The organism is Desulfobacula sp. (assembly GCF_030145145.1).
Classification (GTDB): Bacteria; Desulfobacterota; Desulfobacteria; order Desulfobacterales; family Desulfobacteraceae; genus Desulfobacula.
In genome coordinates this window covers 48,560-73,196 of the sequence record NZ_JAQYWD010000024.1, presented here as the reverse complement: position 1 = coordinate 73,196, position 24,637 = coordinate 48,560, and the positions used below count along the sequence as shown (strand labels likewise).

Below are 24,637 nucleotides of genomic sequence, written 5' to 3'. Positions count from 1 at the left end.
TTCAATGACAGCTTGTCAACGTAACAACAAGATATCTTTTTTTTTTCGATATGATTGACTTTTCGTTTTTCAAATGCGTATACAATAGAAGATTCTTTTGCGTTTAAAGTGAACCTGCAAACCATAAGGATATATTCATGTTTCAATCTGTTTTAATGATGGGTGGACTTGGTATTGTCATCGGTACCGTATTGGTGATTGCTTCAAAAGTATTTTATGTTTACGAAGACCCCAAAATCGTGGCCATTGACGAGGCCTTGCCCGGGGCCAATTGCGGCGGATGTGGATACCCGGGATGTAACGCCAATGCAGAAGCCATTGTAAAAGGCCTTTCCGGTGTGAATTCCTGTGTGGCTGCCGGGGAGGATGTTGCCTTGTCAATCGCCCGGATTATGGGCGTGTCTGTTTCGGATAAAGAACCTGAATTCGCGGGACCGGGATGCTACTATGGTAAAGATGACGCCGACAGGGAATATCACTATATCGGGGTGACCGATTGCAGAGCGGCTGACCGGTTGTTCGGTGGAATGAAGGTTTGCAGGATCGGGTGCCTGGGACTGGGGACCTGTGTGCGAGCGTGTCTGTTTGGCGCATTGTCCATTGGCGATGATGGGCTGCCCCGGGTGGACCAGTCAAAATGTACGGGGTGTGGTGCCTGTGAACGGGTTTGCCCTAAACATATTATCCGGCTGACATCCGTGACCCAGAGGATTATGAGAGAATATACGGATGAGGAGTGTATTACGCCATGTCAGCGGGCGTGTCCCACGGGTATAGATATCAAGGAATATATCCGCATGATTCTGGAAGGGGATTATGAAGGGTCTGTTCGGGTATCCAAAGAAAGAAATCCGTTTCCAACGGTTATTTCAAGAATTTGTCCGGCCCCTTGTGAAGCGAACTGCAGGAGACTGTTACAGGATGAATCGGTTGCCATCAATCATTTAAAACGGTTTGCCTGTGATTATGAAATGAATCAAAACAAATGTGTATTGCCGTATAAAGCACCGTCCACAGGGAAACGGGTAGCCATTATCGGCGGAGGTGTTGAAGGGTTGTCTGCTGCGTATTTTAGTGCACGGCTCGGGCATGATCCCACGGTTTTTGAAGCGACCGATGTGTTGGGGGGAATCCTTCGTGTGGCCATTGCCAGGGAAAGATTGCCCATGGACGTGCTTGACTGGGACATTGAAGGGGTCAAACAAATGGGTGTGCGTTTCAAGACCCATGTCACAGCAGGCATTGACTTTACCATTGACGGGCTTTTAAAACAGGGATTTCATGCGGTATTTACGGCCACCGGGGGGTGGGATTCCAGGCTTGCAACAGGCAATATCCATAAGGTGCCAACGGTTTTTCCAGGGGCATATTTATTGATAGATCTGTTGCGGAGTAAATCAGATAAAAATAGTTGCATATCTTCAGGAAAAAATGTCGTCATTGCAGGCGACGGTATCCGGGTGCCGGATGCTGTCGCAATTTTAAAAGAAAATGGATCAAAAAATATTACCATTTTTTCAAGGAGATATCCGGAAACGTCTTCGTTTGATTCGACGGTTATAGATACGCTATCCCAGGCAGGTGCAAGGGTGGTTTATAATACCGGGATTACAAAAGTCATGGGTGAAGCAGGGCATTTAACAAAAATTGAATATGTAGAACTTGACACAGGCTTGAAACATGATATTGATACAGATACGTTGATCATCGGTTCTGGAAGATTTCCGGAACTTGTGTTTGTTCCTGTCTGTAAAGATGAGGCGTTTGGAATACAAGCCGGTGCTGGAAATGACGGACCATTGGTTTGGGAAGGGGTTGAACTGCAGAAAAAACCGGATGCAAACAGGGAACTGGGATTGCTTTCAAATCAGGATGTTACCAGTGAGTATGCCTCTGCTGTTGCCGCTATCAATGGCGGCCGGAAAGCAGCGGCGGCCATCCATAACCTGATGCTGGGCATCCCGTTTCAGGAGCCGTCTAAGTTTATTACGGAACAATCCATACTTCAGGATGTTTCGTCTCTGATCAATGTGGATATTCTACCGAGAAATATTATACAATTGGCCCCGGCCAAAAAAGGGTCGACAGATGATTTTTCAACGGGTTTTTCAAAGGAACAAGCCCATGCTGAGGCTGCCAGGTGCTTAAGATGCGGCCTTGTTTGTTATGAAAAATCTAAGGCTGCTGGATAAGTTGTACAGATTGATGCGGTAACATATTAATCATATTCGGATAATTTATGAGATCAGAACAGATACTTGTCGTTGATGATGAGAAAAGGATCGTTGAAAATATTTCTTTTTGTTTGAAAAGAGAAGGGTTTCAAGCGGTAGGCGCCTGTGATGGAAATGAGGCGATACGAATTTTTAAACAGCAAAAGTTTGATCTTGTCTTGCTGGATATAAACATGCCCGGACTGAACGGGTATGATGTCATGACGCATATTTTAGGCATAGATGAAGATGTCTTGATTGTTATCATCTCAGGATATGCATCCATCGAATCGGCTATAAAGGCCGTTAAGCTGGGTGCATGGGATTATCTAAAAAAACCGTTTGAATATGCAGATCTGATAAAAACCGTAAAAAATGCGTTGGTCCAAAAGAAATTAATTGCTGATAAAAAAGCGGTTTGTGCAAGACTTGATGCCTCGGAAAGACGCTATGAATACATGGTGAACAATTCTCCGGATCTTATTTTTACCCTGGATCAGGGGGGCTGTTTTACGTTTGTGAATGATCAGTTTGAACGTGTGCTGGAATATTCAAAGCAGACGTTGATCGGCACCCGGTTTGAAGATCTGCTTCACAAGGGGGATCTATCAACGGCTGCGGCCCTTACCCGGGTTGAAAAATATGACCGGCAGATCAATGATGGCCAGGATATGAATTTCAGGTTTAAAAAGGCAAAAATCAGCAAATCCGGGAATAATCCCTACGAATCATATGCGTTTATGGAACTCAAAGCCACACCGATGTATCTGCCAGCCAGTGACGGGAGAGCCGAGTTCAATGGGGTATATGCCGTCGCTCGTGATGTGACGGAAAGGCTCACACTTGAAGACCAGCTGCGGCAGGCCCAAAAAATGGAAGCCATCGGGACCCTGGCCGGTGGAATCGCCCATGATTTTAATAATATTCTCATGGGTATCCAGGGGTATGCCTCCCTTGTAAAGTGTGGTTTTGACCGGGATAGCGAAGAATACAAGCGCCTTGCCAATATTGATGAATATGTCTTCAATGGTGCTGAACTGGCAAAGCAATTATTGGGATTTGCACAGACAACATATCAAGAGACCGGTCTTATTAATTTGAATTACCTTTTGAAAATGTCTGCAAAAATGTTCGGAAGAACGAAAAAAGACATCCTGATTGAACACGTCCTGGAAAAAAAATTATGGGGAACCATTGTAGACGAAGGGCAGATCAAACAGGTTTTATTGAATCTTTTTGTGAATGCCTGGCAGGCCATGCCCCATGGGGGCAAAATTACCCTCAAATCAGAAAATGTTTTCGCCGATACGTCCGGACTTGGAACTGACCGTCAGCCCTATGTAAAGGTGACGGTGACAGATACCGGTATGGGTATGGATAAAGAGATCATGGATAGCATTTTTGATCCATTTTTCACAACAAAATCCAGGGGCCAGGGAACAGGCCTGGGGCTTGCCACGGCCTATGGGATTATCACGAGCCATCAGGGGATGTTTAAAGTTGAAAGTAAGCCGGATAAAGGCAGTTCATTTATGTTCTTCCTGCCGGCCATCCCGGCAAAAGCCGGCAATGTCAGGGTGCAGAAAGAAAAGCGGAAGATTTTCAATGGAAAGGGCACCATTTTATTGGTTGATGATGAAAAAGGGGTGGTTGAAGTCTGCTCAGAAATGTTGGAATCCCTTGGATATCAAGTAACATCCGTCTCAAGCGGGAGTGAGGCCATTGATTTTTTAAAGACCAAACAATTACAAATAGATCTTGTGATTCTTGATATGGTCATGCCCCAGATGAATGGCCGGGAAACTTTTGAACAAATCAAAACGATTGATCCGAACCTGAAAGTGATGGTATGTTCAGGCTACAGCAAGGAAACCAAAATTGAACGAATGATGGAAATCGGCTGCAATGGATTTATCCTGAAACCATTTGATATCGCAACATTGTCTGAAAAATTAAATGTGGTATTTAAAACCCAGGCAAACGTTTAGACCCGGCAAGCGCATAGATTGGAGAGACAGATTTTGCTTGATGGCGTTGGGCGGTCTGTTTAAAAAATAAAGGGTTTGGGAGGGGGTACCTGCCAAACCCTTTATTTCAGGGATTAACCAAATGTTTTTTCAAGAAATGGAACGATTTGTTTTTTACGGCTCATGATGCCGGGCAGCCAGGCTTTTCCATCAGCAGGAACAACGTCAAATGCTTTTTCAACAACGGATGGATCATCGGAAGCAATCAGCAGCTCTGTGCCTTCTTTCATGATATCTGTGAGCATAAGGAACACGCTGTGATGGCCTTTTTCTTCTTTAAGGGCCTGGATATCTTTTTCAAGGTCGGCTTTTATACCGTCAACAATGGAAAGATCAACCAGTTCAAGCTGTCCAACCCCTACCCCTTTTCCACTCATGTTGAAATCTTTGTAATCACGGAAAACAAGCTCTCGAATGGGAGTCCCTTCTACAGCAGATTTTACCTTGAACATTTCAATTCCAAGGGTTTCCAGATCACTTTCCCCACAGATCTCAGCGAGTTGGGCGCATACTTTTTTATCCGAATCCGTGCAGGTGGCGGACTTGAAAATAACCGTGTCGGAAAGAATAGCACACAGCATAATACCGGCAATATCTTTTGGTATTTCAATTTCAAAATAGTTGTACATGGACGAAATGACCGTACACGTGCAGCCAACGGGCCAAATCCAGCATTCAAGGGGTTGTCCAGTGGTGACATCTCCCAGTTTGTGGTGATCGACAATTCCCAGAATATTTGCTTCGCCCAGGTCGTCCGCACTTTGTGCAAGATCGGAATGATCCACGAGATATACATCTTTTCCTGCATAAGAGGTAACAACCCCAGGGGCTGCAACACCAAATTTTTCAAGTACAAACGTAGATTCGGGATTTAATTCACCCTGAATTGCCGGTGCAATATCTTCTCCAAGTTTTGTTTTAAGATCTGCCAGTGCAATGGCGGCACAAACTGAATCTGTATCTGGATTCTTGTGACCAAATACTAAAGTTGACATAAAACCTCCTAAGTTTTGTAGTATTGTTTTTATTATTTGATAATCCTAAAACAATAGGACCATCCTATGGTTTCAATTTTTTAAATCTCCATTCAAAAACCGCAATATTTTATAGAATTAATTGGCAATATAAACAAGGAAAATTTGAAAATTATTGGGCTTGATCATCGTTTCGGCCAATACCCAGGAGGGGTCAGGCTTGCGTTATTGACGCTTTTGCTGAATTTATTCGTTATTACAGTATGTTATCAAAAGCATGGAGCCTGATAAAAGATTCAGCCTCCAGTAACACAAGCCTGACCCCGTCGAACCATCAATCACGACAAGTGGGCGAAGTTAGGACCAACTCCAGATTATTCATCATCAGCAATTTTCATTATCACCCACATGTCGGCCTGCCGGCACAACGAATAACGAAAATGGTATTATGCCGCCCCCGAAGGGCGATGGGATCGGCCCCGGACCGTCGGCGGCCCATTTGCCCTACCGGTCTAAAGCGCAGGAACTGCGGGCAGGCGTGTCCTCAAACAGCCTGCGCTTCTTAACGCCCGGCAGGGCAAATGGGCTGATCGCCTTTGGGTCCGAACGGGCCGATCCCATCGCCCTTCGGGGGCTCTGCTGTCGCATTTTCATATAAAACGCAATGGTCCCCGTTAAATGCAGGTTTTGCAAACTTTACAGTCGATCATGGGACAGGATGGCGATTTTTTTTCTTGTTTGGCTCTCATGAATTCTCTGGCAAGGAAGTCTTTTTTAACTCGATTGTCAAGAAAGTCCCAGGGCAGCGGATGGTCAATGGGTTTTTCCTGGTAGATAATATCGTGGCAATAGGCGCTGTTCTGTTTTATGACAGAGGACCACCCCTGCTTTGCTGCGGATTCGATGAGGTTGGCCGTTTTTCGATCTCCCCGGGACAGCAGCGCATGGATTTTGGCTATCCTCAGGGATGCCACATTAACCGTTACATTAGCGATTTTTTTTACGCCTTGCTGAATAATACGAACTCTTTTTTTTAGTACGGTTTCATCTGCCATGGCACACCATTGAAATGGGGTACAGGGTTTAGGAATAAACGGGTTGACACTTAAGGTGATGATGCCGATTTTCTTTTTCTTTTTTGAGACCTCAAGAAAAACAGATTTAATTTTTTTTGTCAGTTCCACAATGGCATGGATGTCCTGATCCTGTTCAAAGGGAAGTCCAATCATAAAATAAAGCCGTAAATTGATGATTCCGGCATTGACAAGCCTTTGGGTGGCCGAAAGAATGTCATGGTCAGTCATTTTTTTATTAATAATATTGCGCATCCGCTCCGATCCAGCTTCCGGTGCAATGGTGGCGGTTTTCACCCTTGAGCGCGTGAGAGCATCAATCAGTTCATCGGTGAGTTTGTCGGCCCTGAGGGATGAAAAGGATAATGTGAAATTGTGCTGCTGGCCATACGTACAAATGTCAGTAATATCCGGGTGATCTGCAATGGCTGAACTGACAAGTCCGATACGGTCTGTTTTGCCGGAAGCAGTATCAATGGCAGCATAAATGTTTTTAACCGGGTAAATCCTGGGGGGCCGGTAGATAAACCCGGCGCTGCAGAAGCGGCAGCCGTGGGGACAGCCTTTAAGGGTCTCGATCAGAAACGTATCCTTGAATACGGTTCCCGAAGTGAGAATACACGTGCTGGTTGTCACCGCGTCAAGATTATCAAGGTATTGCACCTGTATTTGAAATGGCGTTTTAAGGGGATGAAGACAGGGAACATATGCACCGGGTAATTTTTTTTCCAGGGTTTGCAACAAAGCGGTCTTGTCGGATTTGTGTGAAATCTTTTCAAAAAAATGATCCAGCAGGCATTCGGCCTCTCCCAGAAGAAAACAGTCGATAAAGGGCGCAATGGGCTCAGGGTTTAAAAAGCAGGCAACCCCCCCCGCAACCACCAGGGGGTGAAGGGGGGTTCGATCGCTTGATCGCATGGGAATACCGGCAGTATCAAGGAGTTGAACGACATGTAAAAAATCATTCTCAAATGATATTGAAAACAGAATGACATCAAATTGATCAAGGGTCAAACCGCTTTCAATACTTTTCGGCTGCCCCCCTTTTTCCTTTGGATCCGGTAAAAAGACCCTTTCACACGCCACGTGGGGGATCTGGTTTGCAATCCTGTAAACCGTCTGAAACGCCAGGGACGACATGCCTGCCGTATACGTGTTGGGATAGGCAAGAGCGGCCTTTATCAATCCTCTGCCTTTTTTAATAATGACCCCTTGTTCAACGGGCGCTATTTTTTTTGAACCGGAATCCCTGGCAGGTTTGCGCCTTTTCCGCATGGATTAATCTGCTTTTCTTCTAAGAAACGTCGGCACTTCCAGGTCATCCTGATCAAATTGCATTGTGCTGTAATTCTGTCCAGTGTCATCCCCCCCCACTACTTTTTTACGTTTAATGATGACAGGATTTTCAAATTCATTCCAGTTGGCCAGTTCTTCCTGGGTCGGGGTTCGCAACTGTCCCCGGACAATGGGTTCAACCTGCCGTGATACGCCTCCGCCTCCGGATGCCGCTGCCTGCTGTTGAACCCCCATGGGCTGAACCCCGGCATCAAACTGGTGGATATTATGGGTGGCCACTGCCTCTTCAATGCCGATACCGGTGGCGATGACGGTGATGCGCATTTCATCTCCCAGTTCTTCATCAAATGTCTGGCCCCAGATAATTTCGGCATCATCTCCCACTTCCTTGTATATCCGGTCACAGGCGTCTGTCATTTCATCAAGGGTGAGGTCGGAACTGGAGGTAATGTTCATCAACACGCCTTTTGCACCGGAAATAGAGATGTCTTCAAGGAGTGGATGGGAAATGGCTCTTTCGGCCGCCTCAATCGCGCGGTTCTCACCGGATGCCACCCCGATCCCCATTAAGGCTTTGCCGGCTTTCTGCATGGTGGTTCGGACATCGGCAAAATCCAGGTTTACATGGCCCGGCATCATGATCAGGTCTGTAATTCCCTTTACGGAATGGTGAAGAATTTCATCTGCTTTAATAAACATATCCACCATTCGGGCACCTTTGGCTGAAATCCCCCTGAGCCGATCATTGGGGATGGTAATGATGGTATCGGTAATGCCCTGAAGTTTATCAAGACCCTCAAGGGCCTGTCGTTCTCTTTTTTTGCCCTCAAAAGAAAAGGGTTTAGAGGCAACTGCCACTGTCAATACCCCAAGATCTTTACAGATCTCAGCAATGACCGGGGCAGCCCCTGTCCCTGTGCCACCGCCAAAACCAGCCGTAATGAAGACCATATGACTGTCCTCCAACGCTTCCCGCAGTTCATCCATGCTTTCCAGGGCCGCTTCCCGGCCTTTATTCGGATCTGCCCCTGCACCAAGCCCACCTGTCAGCTCTTTTCCGATTTGAATTTTTACTTCAGCCCTGGACGCGTCAAGTGCCTGGATATCGGTGTTGGCCACAATGAATTTGACACCCTTGAGTTTCGCATCAATCATGTTGTTTACGGCATTGCCACCTGCACCGCCAACACCAATAACCTTGATTTTTGCTGAATTATCGTTTTCCACATAAGAAAAAGTCATATCCGCCTCCTTGAAAATTAAATTATATTTTTAAACCATTGTTTCATTCTGTTAAATATGCCGGTACCGTCTTGACTGACCGTGTCTTTTAGATCCATTTGACAGCTGGCACTGGAACCGAAAATGACAAGGCCGACACCCGTGGCATAGGCGGGGTTTCTAACAATATCTTTTAGTCCGCCAATTTTATTGGGCTCACCGATCCTCACCGGTACACCGAAAACAGATTCTGCTGTTTCAGTGATCCCATCCAGCACCACGCTGCCGCCCGTTAGGACAAATCCTGCGGGAAATGAGTTCTCAAGTCCATGGGAGAACAGCTCTTTTTTCAACAGCGAAAAAATTTCTTCTACCCGGGGTTCAAGGATTTCAGCTAAAATTCCCTTGGATAATTTTTTAGGTGATCTTCCGCCAACGGCAGGTACTTCAATGGTTTCACCATTCCTTGCATTTTGCGGAATACAGGTGCCGTGTTTGAGTTTGATTTTTTCAGCTTCCGGAAGAGGGGTTCGTAGTCCGATGGAAATATCATTGGTCAGGTTATGTCCACCCAGGGTGAGGTTATATATAAATTTTAAATTATTATTTTTAAACAGCGCCAGGTCAGTGGTACCCCCCCCCATGTCTGCGATGAGGCACCCCAATTCTTTTTCTTCGTCTGTGAGAACCGCTTCACCCGATGCCAGGGATTCAAGGGCAATGCCGCAAACTTCAAGGTTTGCCTTATTGCAGCACTTCACAATATTCCGGGCCGAAGAGACAGCACCGGTGACAATGTGAATTTTGGCTTCCAGCCGTATGGCGGTCATCCCCACAGGGTTTTGAATGGATTCCATATCATCCACGATAAACTCCTGGGGAATGACGTGAAGAATTTCTCTGTCCATGGGAATCGCCACAGCCCTTGCAGCATCAATCACCCGTTCAACATCCTGCGCGGTAATTTCCCGGCCCTTGATGGCAATAATACCATGGGAGTCTAAACCCTTGATATGATTTCCTGCAATGCCCACATAAACAGATGAGATATCACATCCGGCCATGAGTTCAGCCTCGTCAACCGCTTTTTTAATGGACGCTACAGTTGATTCGATATTGACAACCGTTCCTTTCCGAAGCCCTGTGGAGGGATGAGACCCGACACCAATCACGTTGATCTCGTTTTCCAGCATCTCTCCGACAACGGCGGTAATTTTGGTTGTGCCAATATCCAGGCCGACAATTAGCTTTTCATTTCCCTGCAAATCAAACCCCCTTTTCTAAATTGTTGTGCAGAGCATGGTTAAGTTTTGTTTTGATAAATACTTTTTCAATATTAAAAATGTCCATGGCACAGATTATTCTTTCCGGATAGTGTCTATCAATATAGGCGCTTATCTCTTTTGCTTTAGTCAATTTTGCTTTGAAATGATGAAACCCCAGTTTTATTTGAACGGTTCCGGGGCGTTCTGTCAGCCGGGTGTTATAGATATCCTTGGTTTCAATGGCAATCCCGGTTTTTTCATCGGCTGTTATGCGCCGGAAATTGCTGCTGTCATCTGTTTTTAAGATCGCCATGATAGACGGTAACACGGATCCGTTAAACCGGTACTGGTTGTTTTTCCGGATCAGGTCAAGCCCCGAGACAATTGGCAGCGGTTCAATGCGGTCTGTTTGAGGATCGTATTCTTTAAAGGGTTGGCCCTGGGTATTAATGATAATATTTGTCACGTTTTCGATGGCGACAATGGCCAGGGGGGACTGCTCAACAATGGTTATGGAGAGTCCAAACGGCAGATGCCTTTTTACGGTGGCGGATTGAATCCAGGGGTGTGACCGGATGCGCTTTTCAATGGAAAACACATTGATGGCAAAAATATTCTCATCACCGGTTAAGTTTGCAAATTTAAGGAGGTCTTGTTTAGACATCTGCTGTGTGCCAGAAATTTTCAGTTTTTTAATATTAAAAGCGTCTGACTGGGTAATGAAATCGTAAGCAAATATGGAAGCAAGACTTAAAATACTGATAAACGCCACAGTCAAGATACATTTGAGACAAAAATCAATGGCGGCCCCGGAATCGGACAAAAACGCCGCCCCCTCTGTGACATCTGTTTTGTACGTGTTGGGTTTTGTTCGTTTATTCACCTTTTATCCTCACTTCTGTTTCAAGGTTAATCTGGTATTTTTTGAATACGGTTTCTTGAATCTTCTGTTTTAATAAAAGAATATCTTCGCAGGTTGCATGGCAGGTGTTGACAATATAGTTTGCATGAATCGGGGATACCATGGCATCATTCATTTTCAGGCCTTTGAGTCCTGAGCGTTCAATGAGCTCCCCGGCTGACATGCCCTGGCCTGGATTTTTAAAGAAACATCCAGCGCTGGCAGCGGCAATCGGCTGGGTTGATTTTTTTTGGTTCAGGTTCTGTTTAAACGTGGTTTCGATTTCTTCCGCAGCGGCTTCCATCAGGTTTAATCTTGCTGCGACAATGATCCCGGGCAAATTGAGGTGTCGGTAGGAAAACGCCAGGTCTTTTTTTTCAATGGTTTTAACCGTTTGGGTCTGGGGGTTTAATACATCAATGGACTGAACAATGTCTGACATTTCCCCGGAGGGTATGCCCGCATTCATGATGATGGCGCCGCCAATGGTTCCGGGAATTCCTGCGGCAAATTCAAGTCCGGTGAGTGAGTGACGGATGGCAAACCGGCAGACTTTTGACAACCGTTCCCCTGTTTCGGCATAAATGGTTTTTCTACCCGGGCCGGCGTCAGTGATATGAATTTCGGATTTTAAGTGTTGCATCACCACCACAAGGCCCCGTATGCCTTTGTCTGTGACCAAAAGGTTGGTGCCTCCCCCAAAAATGGTAACGGCCATATCTAAATCTGATGCCGCTTTTAATAATTGTTTCAACGCATGTTGGTCCCTGGGCAGTGCAAGGAAATCAGCCGGGCCGCCGACCTTAAAAGCGGTATACTTTTTCAAGGGTTCGTCCACCAGCAGATCGAATTGGTGAACCAGGTCGGCATATGCATTGTGGTTTGTTTTTACCATGCGTTTCCGTTACAATATATCAATTAATGTTTCTCCCAAAGTGTAGATGTCCCCTGCTCCCAGGGTCAGGACAATATCCCCTTCTTTCGCCTTATGGGTGATCATGGATAATGCCTGATTGAAATCCGGGGCATAGGATACCTCTTTATGGCCATGTTCCCTGATCCCCTCGCACAGATGCTGGGCGTCCACCCCTTTGATTTCCTGCTCACTTGCCGCATAAATCGGGAGGATGATCAGGATATCCGACTGATAAAAGGATCGGGTGAATTCATGGAATAATTCTTTGGTCCGGGTGTACCGATGGGGTTGGAATACCACCATCAGGCGCTTGTCCTGGTAGCTTTGCCGGACGGCTGTCAGGGTTGCCATGATCTCAGTGGGATGATGACCATAATCATCCATAACGGTGATGCCTTTTTTTTCCCCTTTGATTTCAAGTCGCCGTTTAACCCCCTCAATCTGTTCCAATGCGGTCTTGATGGTGTTAAAGGGGATGTCCAGTTCAAGGGCTGTGGCAATTCCTGCCAAAGCGTTGGCGATATTATGATTTCCGGCCATGTTCAGTTGGATGTCTCCCAGGTGTTTTTCATGGGTGAAGACCTTAAAAAAGCTTTTGCTGCCCTGAAAGGAGATTTCCCTGGCCTGGAGGTCGGACTGGGCTGTCATACCATAGGTGGTGTAGCGGATTTTTATCCGGGGGAGGATATCCTGGATGTGTTCATTGTCAAGACAGAGAATGGCAAGGCCATAAAAGGGAATGGAATTGATAAACTGAACAAATGTGTCTTTAATGTCTTCAATATCCGTGTAAAAATCCAGGTGTTCAAGGTCAATATTGGTGACAACGGCAATGGCCGGGGAATATTTTAAAAAAGACCCGTCACTTTCATCGGCTTCGGCAACAATATACTCTCCTTTTCCATGTAATGCATTGGTATCAAGCCCCTGGAGAAGGCCGCCAATGATCACGGTGGGATCTAAGCCCGCTGTGTTGAGAATTTGAGCGATCATGGAGGTGGTGGACGTTTTGCCATGGGCACCGGAGACGGCAATGGAATATTTAATCCGCATGAGTTCCGCCAGCATTTCAGCCCTGGGAATAATGGGAACAGATAGTTCTTTTGCCCGAATGACTTCTGGATTTTCCTGGGAAATGGCCGATGAGGTGACCACCACGTTGGCACCAGTGACCTGTTCTTTACTGTGACCCTGGAAAATGATGGCGCCATTCGCTTCAAGTCGCTGGGTGATGGGGGAGAGCTTTAGATCGGATCCGGACACCTTATACCCAAGGTGTAAGAGAAGCCCTGCAATGCCGCTCATGCCAATGCCGGCGATGCCAACAAAATGGATATGGTAATTTTTTTGATACATGGGGTTACGCCTTAATTCCTTGTTTTAAAATATGGGCTGCTATGCGTTCATCCGCATCGGTCATGGCCAGGTGCTGTAACATTTCAGCCATGTGAGCCAGCCTTGTTTTGTTTCCGATCAGGCCGTCCAGGGTTTCTTTTAATCGCTGCCCTGTCAGTTCATTGTCCTTGATCATCACCGCTGCACCCTGATTTTCAAGGGCTTTTGCATTAACGGTTTGATGGTCATCTGCGGCATGGGGGAACGGCACCAGGATGGCAGGCAGGCCTTTGATACACAGTTCGGAAATGGTTCCAGCCCCGGCCCTGGTGATGGCAAGATCGGCCATATCCAGCAATCGCGGCATGTCATGAAAAAAGGCGTTCACCGTTGCCGGTACCTTTAGGTCGTCATATTGTTTTTGGACAACAGATTCATCCGTTATCCCGGTTTGATGGATAATATTGAGGGTGTCGGCAGGGTCCATCAATGCCAGGGCATCCATAACGGCCATATTGATACTGCCCGCACCCTGGCTTCCCCCCGTGATCAAAAGGGTAAACTTGTCTGGATTAAACTGTGTTAGGTTTAGTCGACTGCCGGATGCCATGGGATCTGTTTTTCGGACAGGATTGCCCACATAGATCACTTTTGGGTTGTTGACAAATCCTTTTGTCTCTTTAAAAGCGGTAAAAATGGTCTGGGTAAATTTTGACAGCAAACGGTTGGTCAGTCCCGGGATGGCGTTTTGTTCCTGGATGGCACTGGGAATCCCCAGTATCCAGGCTGCCAGAACAACGGTAAAAGAAGAAAATCCCCCCACTCCCAGTACAAAATCGGGTTTTTGGCGAAGGATGATCACCAGGGACTGAATCAGTGAAATCAGCAGCAGGCTGATGGAAACCATTTTTTTAGGCAGACTGCCGCCTTTAATGGGTTTTGAGAGGATGCCCTTGTGGGCATACCCGTATTTTTCAAGGGTTTGGGTTTCAAAGGGGGCTGTGGTGCCAACGAAAAGAATCCCCACATCCGGATGGCTCCTTTCCAGGGCCTGGGCGATGGCAATCCCCGGGAAAAGGTGGCCGCCGGTTTTTCCACCGGCTATGATGATGTTAAATTGCTTGTCCATTTTTTTTTGATGCCCCGATATTCATTAAAATTCCCATGGCAGCCATATTGATCACCAGGGAGGTTCCCCCATAACTGATAAATGGAAGGGTAAGACCTTTTGTCGGCAGAACCCCTAACGCAACACCGGTATTGATGATGACCTGGATCCCGATATAAAGGGTCAATCCGGTGGCAGTGATGGTCCCAAAAACAGTGTCTGCTGTTTTGGCGATGGTGATCCCTTTCATCAATAAGACTAAATACAGGGATAGAACCGTCAGCACGCCGATCAGTCCAAGCTCTTCGCCGATAATGGAAAAAATAAAATCTGTGTGGGGTTCCGGAAGGTAGTGCATTTTCTGCATCCCAAGCCCAATGCCTTTCCCGAAAATACCACCTGACCCAAAGGCTTTTAAAGAGTGGGTGATCTGGTATCCGGTGTTATAGGGATCATCCCAGGGGTTTAAAAACGTCAAAATTCTTTCCAGCCGGTAGTCAACCTTATACACCCAAAAATAAATCACCGGGGCCAGCAAAGGGGTTGGAGACAGCAGATGAATGATCTTAACCCCGGCAATAAACATCATGCCCCAGGTGATCATTCCCAGCACCACAATGGTTCCAAAATCAGGTTGAAGAATGATCAAACAGGCAAAGAAAGTAAAAATAACCGCATGGGGGATAAATCCCACGGAAAACAATTTTATCATGTCCTGTTTTTTGGACAGGGAATATCCTAGAAAAAGAATGAGGGCCAGTTTTGCAAATTCAGCGGGTTGAAAGGTGAAACCGCCCAGGTCCAGCCACCGGTGGGCGCCCCCGGCTTTAACGTTTAACCCGGGAACGAGTACGGCCACCAGCAGGACAATGGCGGCAAACAGGATCAGATAGGATATCCGCCGGTAAAGTTTATAGGGAAAAGAGGCGGTGATAAACATGACACACAAACTGATGCCAAAGAAGAGAGCCTGTTTTTTCATATAATGAAATGCTGAATTGTAAGTTTCCATGCTGATGGAAGAACTGGCTGAATACACCATGATGATACCGATTCCAGACAGAAGAATCACCGGAAAAAGAATGCTTTTTTCATTGAAAAACGGGTGAATGGGTTTTGTGGGACCGATCATTTTATTTGTTTCCAAGTTCAGTGACATGGGTTATAAAATCAGTTCCTCTCTGGGCATAGTTCGCATACATGTCAAAGCTTGCACAGGCAGGGGAGAGTAGGACAACATCATCTCCTGCTGCAGCATTAAACGCCTTTTGAACGGCATCTTTCATGGTGTCTGCCGGTATGACCCGGCAGACGTTTTCAAAGGTTTCCTGGATGTGTTTCCTGGATTCTCCAATGGCAATAATGGTTTTGACACGGTGTTGCACCGCCGGGATCAGCAGGGAAAAATTTGTTCCCTTTTCCCTGCCTCCCAGTATCAGGAGAACATTTTTGTCAAAGCACGCCAGTGCACGGATGACGGCATCCGTATTGGTTGCCTTGGAATCATCATAAAAAGAAATACCATCAATGGTATGAATCAACTTCATTCTGTGGGGTAAGTTTTTAAAGGTGTTCAATCCGTTTAAAATACCGTTGATATCCGCATCAACGGCCAGGCAGGCAAGAACGGCTGCTGCAATGTTTTCCCGGTTGTGCGTGCCTTGGAGTTCTTTGAGGACGTCTGTTTTTATTCGGTAATTCAACGCCTTTGTGATGACCTGAATGTCGTTTGAACCGATGTGAGCCCCCCATGGGGTCGGGATGCCCTGGGTGGATGAAAAGGCAAACACCCTGGACCGGAGGGTCTTGATTTTTTTTTCAAACCCTGAAATAGAGTGATTGATCACGGCTTTGTCGTCGGCATCCTGATGGTCAAACAGACGCCATTTAGACGTTTCATAGGCGGTGTAGGTGTCGTATCGGTCCAGGTGATCCTCGGAAATATTTAACAATACCCCGACATCCGGTTTAAACGTTTTTGCAAGATCCAGCTGAAAACTGGATATTTCAGCCACAATGACATCTGTGTTTCGTTTGTTCATCAAGTGATCCACCAAAGGCGTCCCGATATTTCCTCCCACAAAAGGGGTCCTGCCGCAGGCGGTCAGCATGTCACCGATCAATGTGGTGGTGCTGGTCTTGCCGTTGGTGCCGGTAATGGCAATGATGGGAAGATCATTGTACCGGGAGAAAATGTCCAATTCCCCTGAGATGGGAACCCCCCTGGCTGCGGCTGTTTTGATGGGCTCAAGGGTTAAGGGGATCCCGGGGCTGGGAACCAGAACTGCTGCCTGGTTAAAGGTTTTTGGGTTGTGAAACCCGATTTCGGTTCGAATGCCCAGATCATTGAGTTGCTTTGCCCTGTCGGTTCTGGCGGGGTCAATATCCGTGGCCACGACCTCCTGGCCGCTGGCATGCAGGAATTTGGCCATGGAAATCCCTGAGGTCCCCAGACCAATGATCAGAAAATAGGATGATTTTTTTTCTTGAAGTGTCATTTATCTTATTTTCAATGTGCTTAATGAGATTAATGCCAGGGTAATGGAAATAATCCAGAACCGTACAATCACTTTTGATTCATGCCACCCTTTCAGCTCAAAATGGTGGTGTAAGGGGGCCATTCGAAATACCCTTTTCCCCTTTGTCAGTTTAAAATAGGAGACTTGAATGATAACGGACAAGGCCTCGATGACAAACAGTCCGCCCACAATCAACAGCAGGATTTCCTGTTTTGTAATAATGGCAATGGTGCCTAGAATGCCACCCAGGGGAATCGAACCGGAATCTCCCATAAAGATCTGGGCAGGATGGGCATTAAACCAGAGGAATCCTAACCCGGCACCTGCCAGGGTTCCGCAGACCACTGTTATTTCACCGGCAGAGGTAATATGCCGGACATGCAGATAGTCTGCAATCTGGACATGCCCGGCAACATAGGCAAAAAACATGTAGGTGACACTGGCAACGATATAGGGGCCGATGGCAAGCCCGTCAAGACCGTCGGTCAGGTTTACGGCATTGGAGGTCCCCACAATCACGAGGCAGGCAAACGGAATATACCAGATGCCCAGGTCCGGGGAAACGTCCTTTAAAAACGGAATGGTCAGGCTGGAATCAAAATCAGGACAATTGTAGATGAGCCAGCTGATGATCAAGGCGAACAGGATCTGGATCAGGAATTTGCCTTTGGCCGTGAACCCCATGTTCCTTTTTTTTACCTGCATAAGGTAATCATCGATAAATCCGATAAGGCCGAAAAGGATCAGGGCCAGAAGGAAAATGGTCACGTAATGATTCGACAGATTTCCCCAGATCACCGTGGTGGTGAAAATGGAAAAAAGAATCAGAAGCCCCCCCATGGTGGGGGTTCCCTGTTTTCCCAGATGGGATTGCGGCCCATCGGTCTGGATGATTTGTCCGACCTGCATCTGGGAAAGTTTCCGGATAACAAACGGTCCGAACAGAAAACAAATTAAAAAGGCTGTCAGGCCGCCATAAATGGTTCTGAAGGTAATATATCGAAAGATATTCAAAATCGAATAATCGATATGGTAAGGATATAAAAATTGGTAAAGCATTTTGTGTAACCCTATTCCTTCTTTATTTTCGAATTGCGTGCGCTGATTTTTCTTCTGTCTTTTCCGGATCGTCTTTCAGGAACATGCGCTGTGTACGTGAATTGTCGTCTCTCTCCCACCGATCGTTTTTCCCTGAAATGATCCATCATAACCCCTTAACAAGTGGACTTTAATATTTTTTGAAGTGTGTATATAACAGTTTCCATGGCCATACCCCTGGAGCCTTTTACGAGAACCCAGGTGTTTTTGTCTGCGGCTTCCACCACCTTTTGAGCAATCTCCTCTTTTGTGCCGTGAAATATATTGTCTGCTGAAAATCCGTTTTCAATGGCCCCTTCGATCATGTGTTTTACCTGGGTTCCGAAAAAAAATAATTTGGAGATCCCCAACACAGCGGCTGCCTGGCCGATCTGTCGATGAAGTCGGTCTGATTCTTCGCCCAGTTCCAGCATATCCCCGAGAACGGCAATGCTATTGCTGCCGCCACTGACCCTGTGCAGGGTATTCAAGGCCTGGGTCACGGAAGCAGGGTTTGCATTATAGGTGTCATCGATCATATGGATTGATTCGGATAGCCTGAAAATAGTCATTCTGCCGGATACAGGGGTAAAGGCCTTAAGCCCTTTTTGAATGTTTTTTATGGGGATTCCTGCCGTCCTGGCCGCACAAATGGCAGCCAGGCAATTGTTAACCATAAAAAGAGCAGGGGAGGGGATGGAAAAATGGACCTCTTGATCGTCAAACCGGGCGGTAAAGTCAGTGGCGGTTTCTGACGGGTGAATATGGACCGGCTGGATCATGGCGTCATCATTGGCACCAAAAAACAGAAGGGTTTTGATGGCGCTGTTTTTCCTGGCTGCTGTTTCAAGTATTTCCCGTCTGGGATCATCGGCAAAAAGAATTGCTGTGCCGTTTTCCCGGATGCCGTCAAAAATCTCCGCCTTGGCAGCGGCAACATTATCCACGCTGCCAAGCCCTTCAAGATGAACCCCGGCGGTGTTGATCACCATGGCAATATCCGGCCGTGCGATTCGGCTCAGCCGGGATATTTCACCCGGATGATTCATCCCCATTTCCACGATGGCCCATTCATGGGCAGCGGAAAGATTTAAAAGGGTTAACGGCAAACCGATCTCGTTGTTAAAATTTCCAATGGTGGCATGGGTATGAAATTGCGTGTTGAACAGGTCTTCGGTGATTTTTCGGGTGGTTGTCTTTCCGCTGGAACCGGTAATGGCAATCAGTTTAACATTGGAACGGTTCCGTTGGTAAAGACCCAGCTGCCCCAATCCCGTTACCGTGTTCCCCACTTCAAAAAGAACCAGATTTTTTTGGTTGATTTTTTTCCGGGTGGTTCCGTCCAGGGTATCCCAAAAGCCTTTTTGGGTAATAAACCCTTGTATCCCTTTCTCCATGAGGTGCTGAACAAAGACATGTCCGTCAAAGCGTTCCCCTTTAAGGGCAAGGAAAATCCGGGTGTCATCAATGGCTCTTGAGTCCGTGGAAATCCCGGCAAAGCAATGATGGGGGTCAAGGGTAGACATGACCGGCTCACAGTCTAATGCCCGGGACAGATCTGCTGTACACCATGGAATGGGGGTGAACTGTTCGGCAAATTCAATGGCCGCGTTCTGCAGTTCTTCCTTGTCGTCTAAATGCAGGGTGCCTGCCCGGGTGATCTGGTAGGTTTCATGCCCTTTACCTGCAGCAATAATGATGTCCCCGGGTTTTGAAATAAAAAGGGCTCGTTTAAGGGCTTTTTTCCGGTCAACTTCAATCTGGTATCCTTTTTTGAACGGGGTTGATACAAGATCTGTATCGGAAAGCCGGTGAAAATTGGCCATCCCTTCCAGGATATCCGTAATAATGGCATCGGGATGTTCGGATCTCGGGTTATCTGAGGTCAAAATGGCAATGTCACTGAGGTTGCCGGCAATCTGACCCATTAAGGGCCGTTTTGAGCGATCCCTGTCTCCCCCGCACCCGAAAACAGTGATGAGCCGTTTGGGGGCTCTTTGTTTTAAGGTGCGTAAAATAGAGTCCAAAGCATCCGGGGTATGGGCATAATCGACAAATATGTGTCGGTCAAGGGGGGTCTTTATTTTTTCCAGTCGACCTGGAATGGCATGGCAGTTTTCCAGCCCCTTTTTGATCGATTTCACGTCGATATGTAACGCGTGAGCCGCACCGGCAGCACACAAAATATTTTCTAAATTAAACCGGCCGGTAAGAAAGGATGTCAGGTTAAAGGAGCCATTGGGCAGGTGAATGGGTCCTGACAAACCCTGAATCGTATCGGTGACACCTTCAGCAAAAATATCTGTTCGCATTCGTGTGCTGACACCAATGGTGGTATAGGGCAGGCAGTTGAATAAGGCTTTCCCTTTAGGGTCATCAATATTCAATACAGCCGGTGCATTGTTCGTTCCATGGGGTCCGAGGAATTGGGTGAAAAATCGTTTTTTGCATTGATAGTAAGCATCCAGGGTTTTGTGATAATCCAGATGGTCCCGGGTCAGATTGGTAAATACCCCGGCATCAAACCGGCAGCCATCCACCCTGTTCAGGTCCAGTCCATGGGAAGAGACTTCCATGATGACATGGGTCACACCGGCTTTTTTCATCTCATAAAGGGTTCTTTGAAGATCAATGGAATCCGGTGTTGTTACGGGGTTATCAACCGTTTGATCCTTGTACCGGATATTAATGGTGCCAATGACAGCGGTGGCAAATCCACAGGCCTTGAAAATGCTTTCCAAAAGCCAGGTGGTTGTGGTTTTCCCATTGGTCCCGGTGATGCCGACCAGGGTCAATCCCTTTGATGGATGGCCATAAAAATTGGTGGCAATAGTGGCCATGGCGCGCCTTGGGTTTTCAACCAGGATGATATTGTCCAGATTTTTGGGATTGGTTTCGGCGATGGCGGCAACGGCTCCTCGTTCAAAGGCCTGTTCAATATAATCATTTCCATCCGCCATAAAGCCCTTAATGGCAATGAACAATCCGCCCGGCTGGATGTCCCTGGAGTTTGAGGCAATGGCACTGATATCAGGATCATGGTTTGCCCCAGCCGTTAACGGGGCAGATGAAGTCAACAAACACCCTTTGATCAGATCAGACAGCTTCATTTTTTTTCTCCAGTGGATAATGAGGCGATCATGGGCGTGTTTTTTTCCGGGGGGATATTCAGATAATTAAAGGATTCGGCCATAATGGTTTTAAAGGCAGGGGCGGCAACATCTCCCCCATAATATTGTTTTCTGGGCTCATCCACTACCACCAAAATGGCTAATTCCGGTGTGTCAAAAGGTGCAAATCCACCGAAAACCGAGATGTAGTTATGCTTTGAATATCCTTTCCGGTTCTCCATGGCTTTTTGAGCGGTTCCTGTTTTGCCGCAAACCGTATAACCGTCCATGGCTGCTTTTGTACCGGTACCGTCTTCTTCTACCACAAGGCGCATCATTTGTTTGACCTGGTGAGCGGTTTTTGAGGAAACGACCCGCCGGATTATTTCAGGATGAAACCGTGTGACACCTTGGCCATTGTTGGAGATGATTTCTTTTATCAACAGGGGCTTCATCAGGTTTCCCCCATTGGCAATGGCGCTGATACCACTGATTAATTGTATGGCGGAAACAGAAACGCCCTGGCCAAAGGCGATGGCACCGGCATCGATTCGCGACCATTGCCCATAGGGAATCAAATTACCCGATGTTTCTCCAGGACACCCGATCCGGGCTTTTTTTCCGAATCCAAAGGCGGCCAGATGATTGTACAAGGCCTTATCACCAATCGTTGCGGCGATTTTTGCCGCCCCTATATTGCTTGAAAATTTGATGATCCGGTTAATGGAAAGCCAGTCATAGGGGTGGGTGTCATGAATGGTGAAGGTTCCGATTTTATAGGTGCCGTTCTCACAAAAAAAGATGGATCTCGGTGCCAATCCGTTTTCAAGTGCTGCAGCAGCCGTAAAAATTTTCATGGCAGATCCCGGTTCAAATGCATCTGTGACAGCACGGTTTCGGAAGACTTCTCTGTCGATACCTTTGAAATTGTTTGGATTGAATTTGGGGAAATGGGCAATGGAAAGAAACTCACCGGTCTGGGGTTTCATCACCAGGGCCATCCCTGATTTCGCATGATGGTCGTTTACGGTTCTTTCCAGGGTTTTTTCCGTCAGGAATTGAATTTTTTTATCCAGGGTCAGGACAATGGATTTTCCTTTCAACTCAGGTCTCTTTTTTTTATCAAGATCGAGAATTCCCCCGTTTCCATCCCGCTTTATCCTGATTTTCACGGAACGGCCTTCGAGAATCGCATTATATTTAAACTCAAGACCTTCCAGGCCGGAATCTTCTGATCCCGTAAACCCGATGACCTGGGCGGCAAGGGTTCTGTTCGGGTAAAACCGCTTGGCATCATTTTCAAAATAAATTTCTTTCAGGTGCAATTGTCGAATTTTATTGGCCTCATCCGGAGAAATTTTCTGGGCCACCCAGGCAAACATGCGGTTGGAGGAAAGGGTGGTTTGAAGTTTTTTTTGATCCATATCCAATTGGGTGGAAACTTGCTGGGCGACCGCTTCCGGGTTTTTGATTTTTGAAGGACAGGCCGTAATGGATATGGCATCAATACTGGTGGCCAGTTTGTTCATGTTTCTGTCTAGAATTTGACCTCTTTCCCCTTTGATGGTGATATGTTTGACATACTCATTTTCCGCTTTTTCAGCCAGTCCCTTGGCTTTGAAAATTTGAATATCAAAGGATTTGACCCCTAAAAGAAAAATAAAGAGACCCATCAGAACCTGAACGATAATGATACGGTATCTCATCCCTTTGTTTAAATCCTTTGACATTAACCGTCTTCCCCTGAAAGATAAATGGTTTGATCCAAGGTGTCGATGGAAAGGTTTAGCCTGGTTTTTGCAATCCGGGTAATTCGGCCATCGGATTTTAACCGGTCTCTTTCCATAGACAGGGCCTTGTGGTACGACATTTTCTGGATATAGCGTTCCTGGGCTTCGGACACGCGTAAAATGGTATGGGTGGACTCTGTCCTGACCCAGGTGTGCACCAGAAGCTCGCAAAAAATAAGGCAGATGGCGATCATCCAGGGAAACCCGGCCTTCTGTTGGGCGACTGCTTTTGGGGCTATGTTATTTGTAATGGTCATGGGTTACACCTTTTGCGCTACCCTTAATTTTGAGCTTCTGGCCATGGGGTTGGCACTGATTTCTTCTTTTGTCGGTATCAATGGTCGCCGGAAGACGGACCTCATCTGGGGGACAAATCCGCACAAACAGACGGGCAGTTCCTTTGGGCAGGTGCATCCCGCCTCAAATTTTCGTAATGCCTGTTTTACAATCCGGTCTTCCAGGGAATGGAAGGAGATCACACAAAGCCGCCCTCCGGTTAGCAAAAGGGACGGCACGATGGCCATAAACTGTTCAAGCCGTTCAAGTTCCCTGTTGACGGCAATCCTTAAGGCCTGGAAGACCCTTGTGGCAGGGTGGATGCGCTGGCTGTATACAAATTTTGCCGGGATGGCCTTTGTCACAATCTGTGCCAGTTCCGCACTGGTCTGAATGGGGGTGTGTCTTCTGTGTTCCACAATTTTTTTTGCAATCCGCCGTGAAAATTTTTCTTCACCAAATTTAAAGAAAAGTGTGACCAATTCATCCTCTGGGAATGAATTGACAATCTCATGGGCTGTCAGATCATTTCGAATATCCATTCGCATATCCAATGGTTCATTCTTGTTAAAACTAAATCCACGGTTGCCGTTTTTCAGTTGGTTCAGCGAAAATCCTAAGTCAAGGAGGATGGAATTGACACCGGTTATCCCGTTATCGTTCAGAATTTGTGGCAGATCGGAAAAATTGCTGTGAACCAACCGCACATTTTTTTTGAACGGATCTAATATTTTTTTTGCATGGTCAATGGCATCCAGATCCTGATCAATGCCGATGAGCATTCCATCAGGGAGGATCGCCTTCAGGGTTGCAAGCGCATGACCCGCCCCGCCCAGAGTACAATCCACACAAATGTTTCCGGGTTTAAGGTTCTGGTGTTCATTCACCTCTTGAGGCATTACAGACGTATGCTCAAAGCCCATTGCTACAACCCAAGGGAAGCGATTTCTTCTTTAACTTCCTCTTTTTTGAGTTCCTGCTCCATTCGTTTGTTGACCGTGTTCCATTGATCCCGATTCCAGATCTCAAATCGATCCAGATTGCCCACAAGAACAATATCTTTCTCAAGTTTTGCATATTCTCTTAAATTTTTAGGGATCAGGATACGATCCTGCTTGTCACACTGACATTCACAGGAATTGCCCAGGAAAAATCTTCTAAAATTCGCCATGGCACTGGTTTTTGCCGATAAAATCCTGGATTCAACCTTTTCCCATTCACTTAAAGCATACGCGTATAAACAGTCGTCCTTGTTTGAGATCATGGCCCCATAGAATTTATCCGTTCGCAGGGCATCCCTGAACCTTGACGGGATAATCACCCGGCCTTTGGAATCAATTGTATGAAAGGAGCTTGATCGAAACACTTGTTTAAGCCTTCTTAAAATAGATGAACCTATCCACTTTCTACCACATAACTCCACATCTATACGAAAAATATAGACTTATCAAGTAAAAAAAACAAATTCTTTTTTAAATAAAAATGAATATCCGCTATTAACCGGTGAAGATAGCACATAGGGTGAAAAGGGGTTGA

The 24,637-nt window shown here is 46.5% G+C and carries 18 protein-coding genes; 2 read left to right on the top strand and 16 right to left on the bottom strand.

The window, feature by feature from the left end:
- Positions 1–137: 137 nt before the first annotated feature.
- Both Q1Q15_RS14685 and Q1Q15_RS14680 read left to right on the top strand, forming a co-directional pair.
- Positions 138–2,192: an RnfABCDGE type electron transport complex subunit B gene (locus Q1Q15_RS14685; RefSeq protein WP_300461397.1), complete on the top strand. Its 2,055-nt coding sequence runs from the start codon at positions 138–140 to the stop codon at positions 2,190–2,192.
- Between the two features lie 47 nt (positions 2,193–2,239).
- Complete coding sequence (locus tag Q1Q15_RS14680; protein WP_300461394.1) at positions 2,240–4,201, top strand: response regulator; 1,962 nt, start codon at positions 2,240–2,242, stop codon at positions 4,199–4,201.
- A 113-nt stretch (positions 4,202–4,314) separates the two neighbouring features.
- Here Q1Q15_RS14680 and Q1Q15_RS14675 read toward each other — a convergent pair whose 3' ends face one another.
- From Q1Q15_RS14675 to mraZ, 16 genes are all read right to left on the bottom strand, one after another.
- Positions 4,315–5,235, bottom strand: a complete 921-nt coding sequence (locus Q1Q15_RS14675) for a manganese-dependent inorganic pyrophosphatase (RefSeq protein WP_300461391.1) — start codon at positions 5,233–5,235, stop codon at positions 4,315–4,317.
- A 653-nt stretch (positions 5,236–5,888) separates the two neighbouring features.
- Positions 5,889–7,562: a radical SAM protein gene (locus tag Q1Q15_RS14670; protein ID WP_300461388.1), complete on the bottom strand. Its 1,674-nt coding sequence runs from the start codon at positions 7,560–7,562 to the stop codon at positions 5,889–5,891.
- A gap of 3 nt (positions 7,563–7,565) precedes the next feature.
- The gene (ftsZ, locus tag Q1Q15_RS14665; RefSeq protein WP_300461386.1) at positions 7,566–8,825 is read right to left on the bottom strand and encodes a cell division protein FtsZ; all 1,260 of its coding nucleotides are present in this window, start codon (positions 8,823–8,825) and stop codon (positions 7,566–7,568) included.
- A gap of 17 nt (positions 8,826–8,842) precedes the next feature.
- Complete coding sequence (gene ftsA / locus Q1Q15_RS14660) at positions 8,843–10,069, bottom strand: cell division protein FtsA (RefSeq protein WP_300461382.1); 1,227 nt, start codon at positions 10,067–10,069, stop codon at positions 8,843–8,845.
- A 1-nt stretch (position 10,070) separates the two neighbouring features.
- Positions 10,071–10,952: an FtsQ-type POTRA domain-containing protein gene (locus Q1Q15_RS14655; RefSeq protein ID WP_300461379.1), complete on the bottom strand. Its 882-nt coding sequence runs from the start codon at positions 10,950–10,952 to the stop codon at positions 10,071–10,073.
- The gene (murB, locus tag Q1Q15_RS14650; protein WP_300461377.1) at positions 10,945–11,865 is read right to left on the bottom strand and encodes a UDP-N-acetylmuramate dehydrogenase; all 921 of its coding nucleotides are present in this window, start codon (positions 11,863–11,865) and stop codon (positions 10,945–10,947) included. Before murB ends, Q1Q15_RS14655 begins: the two co-directional genes overlap by 8 nt.
- A gap of 9 nt (positions 11,866–11,874) precedes the next feature.
- Positions 11,875–13,242 carry a UDP-N-acetylmuramate--L-alanine ligase gene (gene murC / locus Q1Q15_RS14645; RefSeq protein ID WP_300461374.1) on the bottom strand — a complete coding sequence of 456 codons (1,368 nt, stop codon included), beginning with the start codon at positions 13,240–13,242 and terminating at the stop codon, positions 11,875–11,877.
- A gap of 4 nt (positions 13,243–13,246) precedes the next feature.
- Positions 13,247–14,350 (bottom strand): undecaprenyldiphospho-muramoylpentapeptide beta-N-acetylglucosaminyltransferase, encoded by a 1,104-nt coding sequence (murG, locus tag Q1Q15_RS14640; RefSeq protein WP_300461372.1) that lies wholly within the window; start codon positions 14,348–14,350, stop codon positions 13,247–13,249.
- Positions 14,334–15,461, bottom strand: a complete 1,128-nt coding sequence (ftsW, locus tag Q1Q15_RS14635; protein WP_300461369.1) for a putative lipid II flippase FtsW — start codon at positions 15,459–15,461, stop codon at positions 14,334–14,336. The genes murG and ftsW overlap by 17 nt, the downstream gene beginning before the upstream one ends.
- Position 15,462: 1 nt before the next feature.
- Entirely contained in the window at positions 15,463–16,827 is a 1,365-nt protein-coding gene (murD, locus tag Q1Q15_RS14630; RefSeq protein ID WP_300461366.1) for a UDP-N-acetylmuramoyl-L-alanine--D-glutamate ligase, read from the bottom strand.
- Entirely contained in the window at positions 16,828–17,907 is a 1,080-nt protein-coding gene (mraY, locus tag Q1Q15_RS14625) for a phospho-N-acetylmuramoyl-pentapeptide-transferase (protein ID WP_300461363.1), read from the bottom strand. It abuts the gene before it with no gap.
- Between the two features lie 155 nt (positions 17,908–18,062).
- The gene (locus Q1Q15_RS14620; protein WP_300461360.1) at positions 18,063–21,035 is read right to left on the bottom strand and encodes a UDP-N-acetylmuramoyl-L-alanyl-D-glutamate--2,6-diaminopimelate ligase; all 2,973 of its coding nucleotides are present in this window, start codon (positions 21,033–21,035) and stop codon (positions 18,063–18,065) included.
- Entirely contained in the window at positions 21,032–22,765 is a 1,734-nt protein-coding gene (locus Q1Q15_RS14615) for a penicillin-binding protein 2 (protein ID WP_300461357.1), read from the bottom strand. The genes Q1Q15_RS14620 and Q1Q15_RS14615 overlap by 4 nt, the downstream gene beginning before the upstream one ends.
- Entirely contained in the window at positions 22,765–23,082 is a 318-nt protein-coding gene (locus Q1Q15_RS14610) for a hypothetical protein (protein WP_300461354.1), read from the bottom strand. Before Q1Q15_RS14610 ends, Q1Q15_RS14615 begins: the two co-directional genes overlap by 1 nt.
- A gap of 3 nt (positions 23,083–23,085) precedes the next feature.
- Positions 23,086–24,024, bottom strand: coding sequence for a 16S rRNA (cytosine(1402)-N(4))-methyltransferase RsmH (gene rsmH / locus Q1Q15_RS14605; RefSeq protein ID WP_300461351.1), 939 nt, complete (start codon positions 24,022–24,024; stop codon positions 23,086–23,088).
- 2 nt (positions 24,025–24,026) lie between these two features.
- Complete coding sequence (mraZ, locus tag Q1Q15_RS14600) at positions 24,027–24,467, bottom strand: division/cell wall cluster transcriptional repressor MraZ (protein WP_300461348.1); 441 nt, start codon at positions 24,465–24,467, stop codon at positions 24,027–24,029.
- Between the last annotated feature and the right edge of the window lie 170 nt (positions 24,468–24,637).

Excerpts from the sequence above, each read along its gene's own strand:
- Q1Q15_RS14685 (WP_300461397.1), top strand. The coding sequence starts at position 138 with ATGTTTCAATCTGTTTTAATGATGGGTGGACTTGGTATTGTCATCGGT.
- Q1Q15_RS14680 (WP_300461394.1), top strand. The coding sequence starts at position 2,240 with ATGAGATCAGAACAGATACTTGTCGTTGATGATGAGAAAAGGATCGTT.
- Q1Q15_RS14675 (WP_300461391.1), bottom strand. The coding sequence starts at position 5,235 with ATGTCAACTTTAGTATTTGGTCACAAGAATCCAGATACAGATTCAGTT.
- Q1Q15_RS14670 (WP_300461388.1), bottom strand. The coding sequence starts at position 7,562 with ATGCGGAAAAGGCGCAAACCTGCCAGGGATTCCGGTTCAAAAAAAATA.
- ftsZ (WP_300461386.1), bottom strand. The coding sequence starts at position 8,825 with ATGACTTTTTCTTATGTGGAAAACGATAATTCAGCAAAAATCAAGGTT.
- murB (WP_300461377.1), bottom strand. The coding sequence starts at position 11,865 with ATGGTAAAAACAAACCACAATGCATATGCCGACCTGGTTCACCAATTC.
- murC (WP_300461374.1), bottom strand. The coding sequence starts at position 13,242 with ATGTATCAAAAAAATTACCATATCCATTTTGTTGGCATCGCCGGCATT.
- murG (WP_300461372.1), bottom strand. The coding sequence starts at position 14,350 with ATGGACAAGCAATTTAACATCATCATAGCCGGTGGAAAAACCGGCGGC.
- ftsW (WP_300461369.1), bottom strand. The coding sequence starts at position 15,461 with ATGATCGGTCCCACAAAACCCATTCACCCGTTTTTCAATGAAAAAAGC.
- murD (WP_300461366.1), bottom strand. The coding sequence starts at position 16,827 with ATGACACTTCAAGAAAAAAAATCATCCTATTTTCTGATCATTGGTCTG.
- mraY (WP_300461363.1), bottom strand. The coding sequence starts at position 17,907 with ATGCTTTACCAATTTTTATATCCTTACCATATCGATTATTCGATTTTG.
- Q1Q15_RS14620 (WP_300461360.1), bottom strand. The coding sequence starts at position 21,035 with ATGAAGCTGTCTGATCTGATCAAAGGGTGTTTGTTGACTTCATCTGCC.
- Q1Q15_RS14615 (WP_300461357.1), bottom strand. The coding sequence starts at position 22,765 with ATGTCAAAGGATTTAAACAAAGGGATGAGATACCGTATCATTATCGTT.
- Q1Q15_RS14610 (WP_300461354.1), bottom strand. The coding sequence starts at position 23,082 with ATGACCATTACAAATAACATAGCCCCAAAAGCAGTCGCCCAACAGAAG.
- rsmH (WP_300461351.1), bottom strand. The coding sequence starts at position 24,024 with ATGGGCTTTGAGCATACGTCTGTAATGCCTCAAGAGGTGAATGAACAC.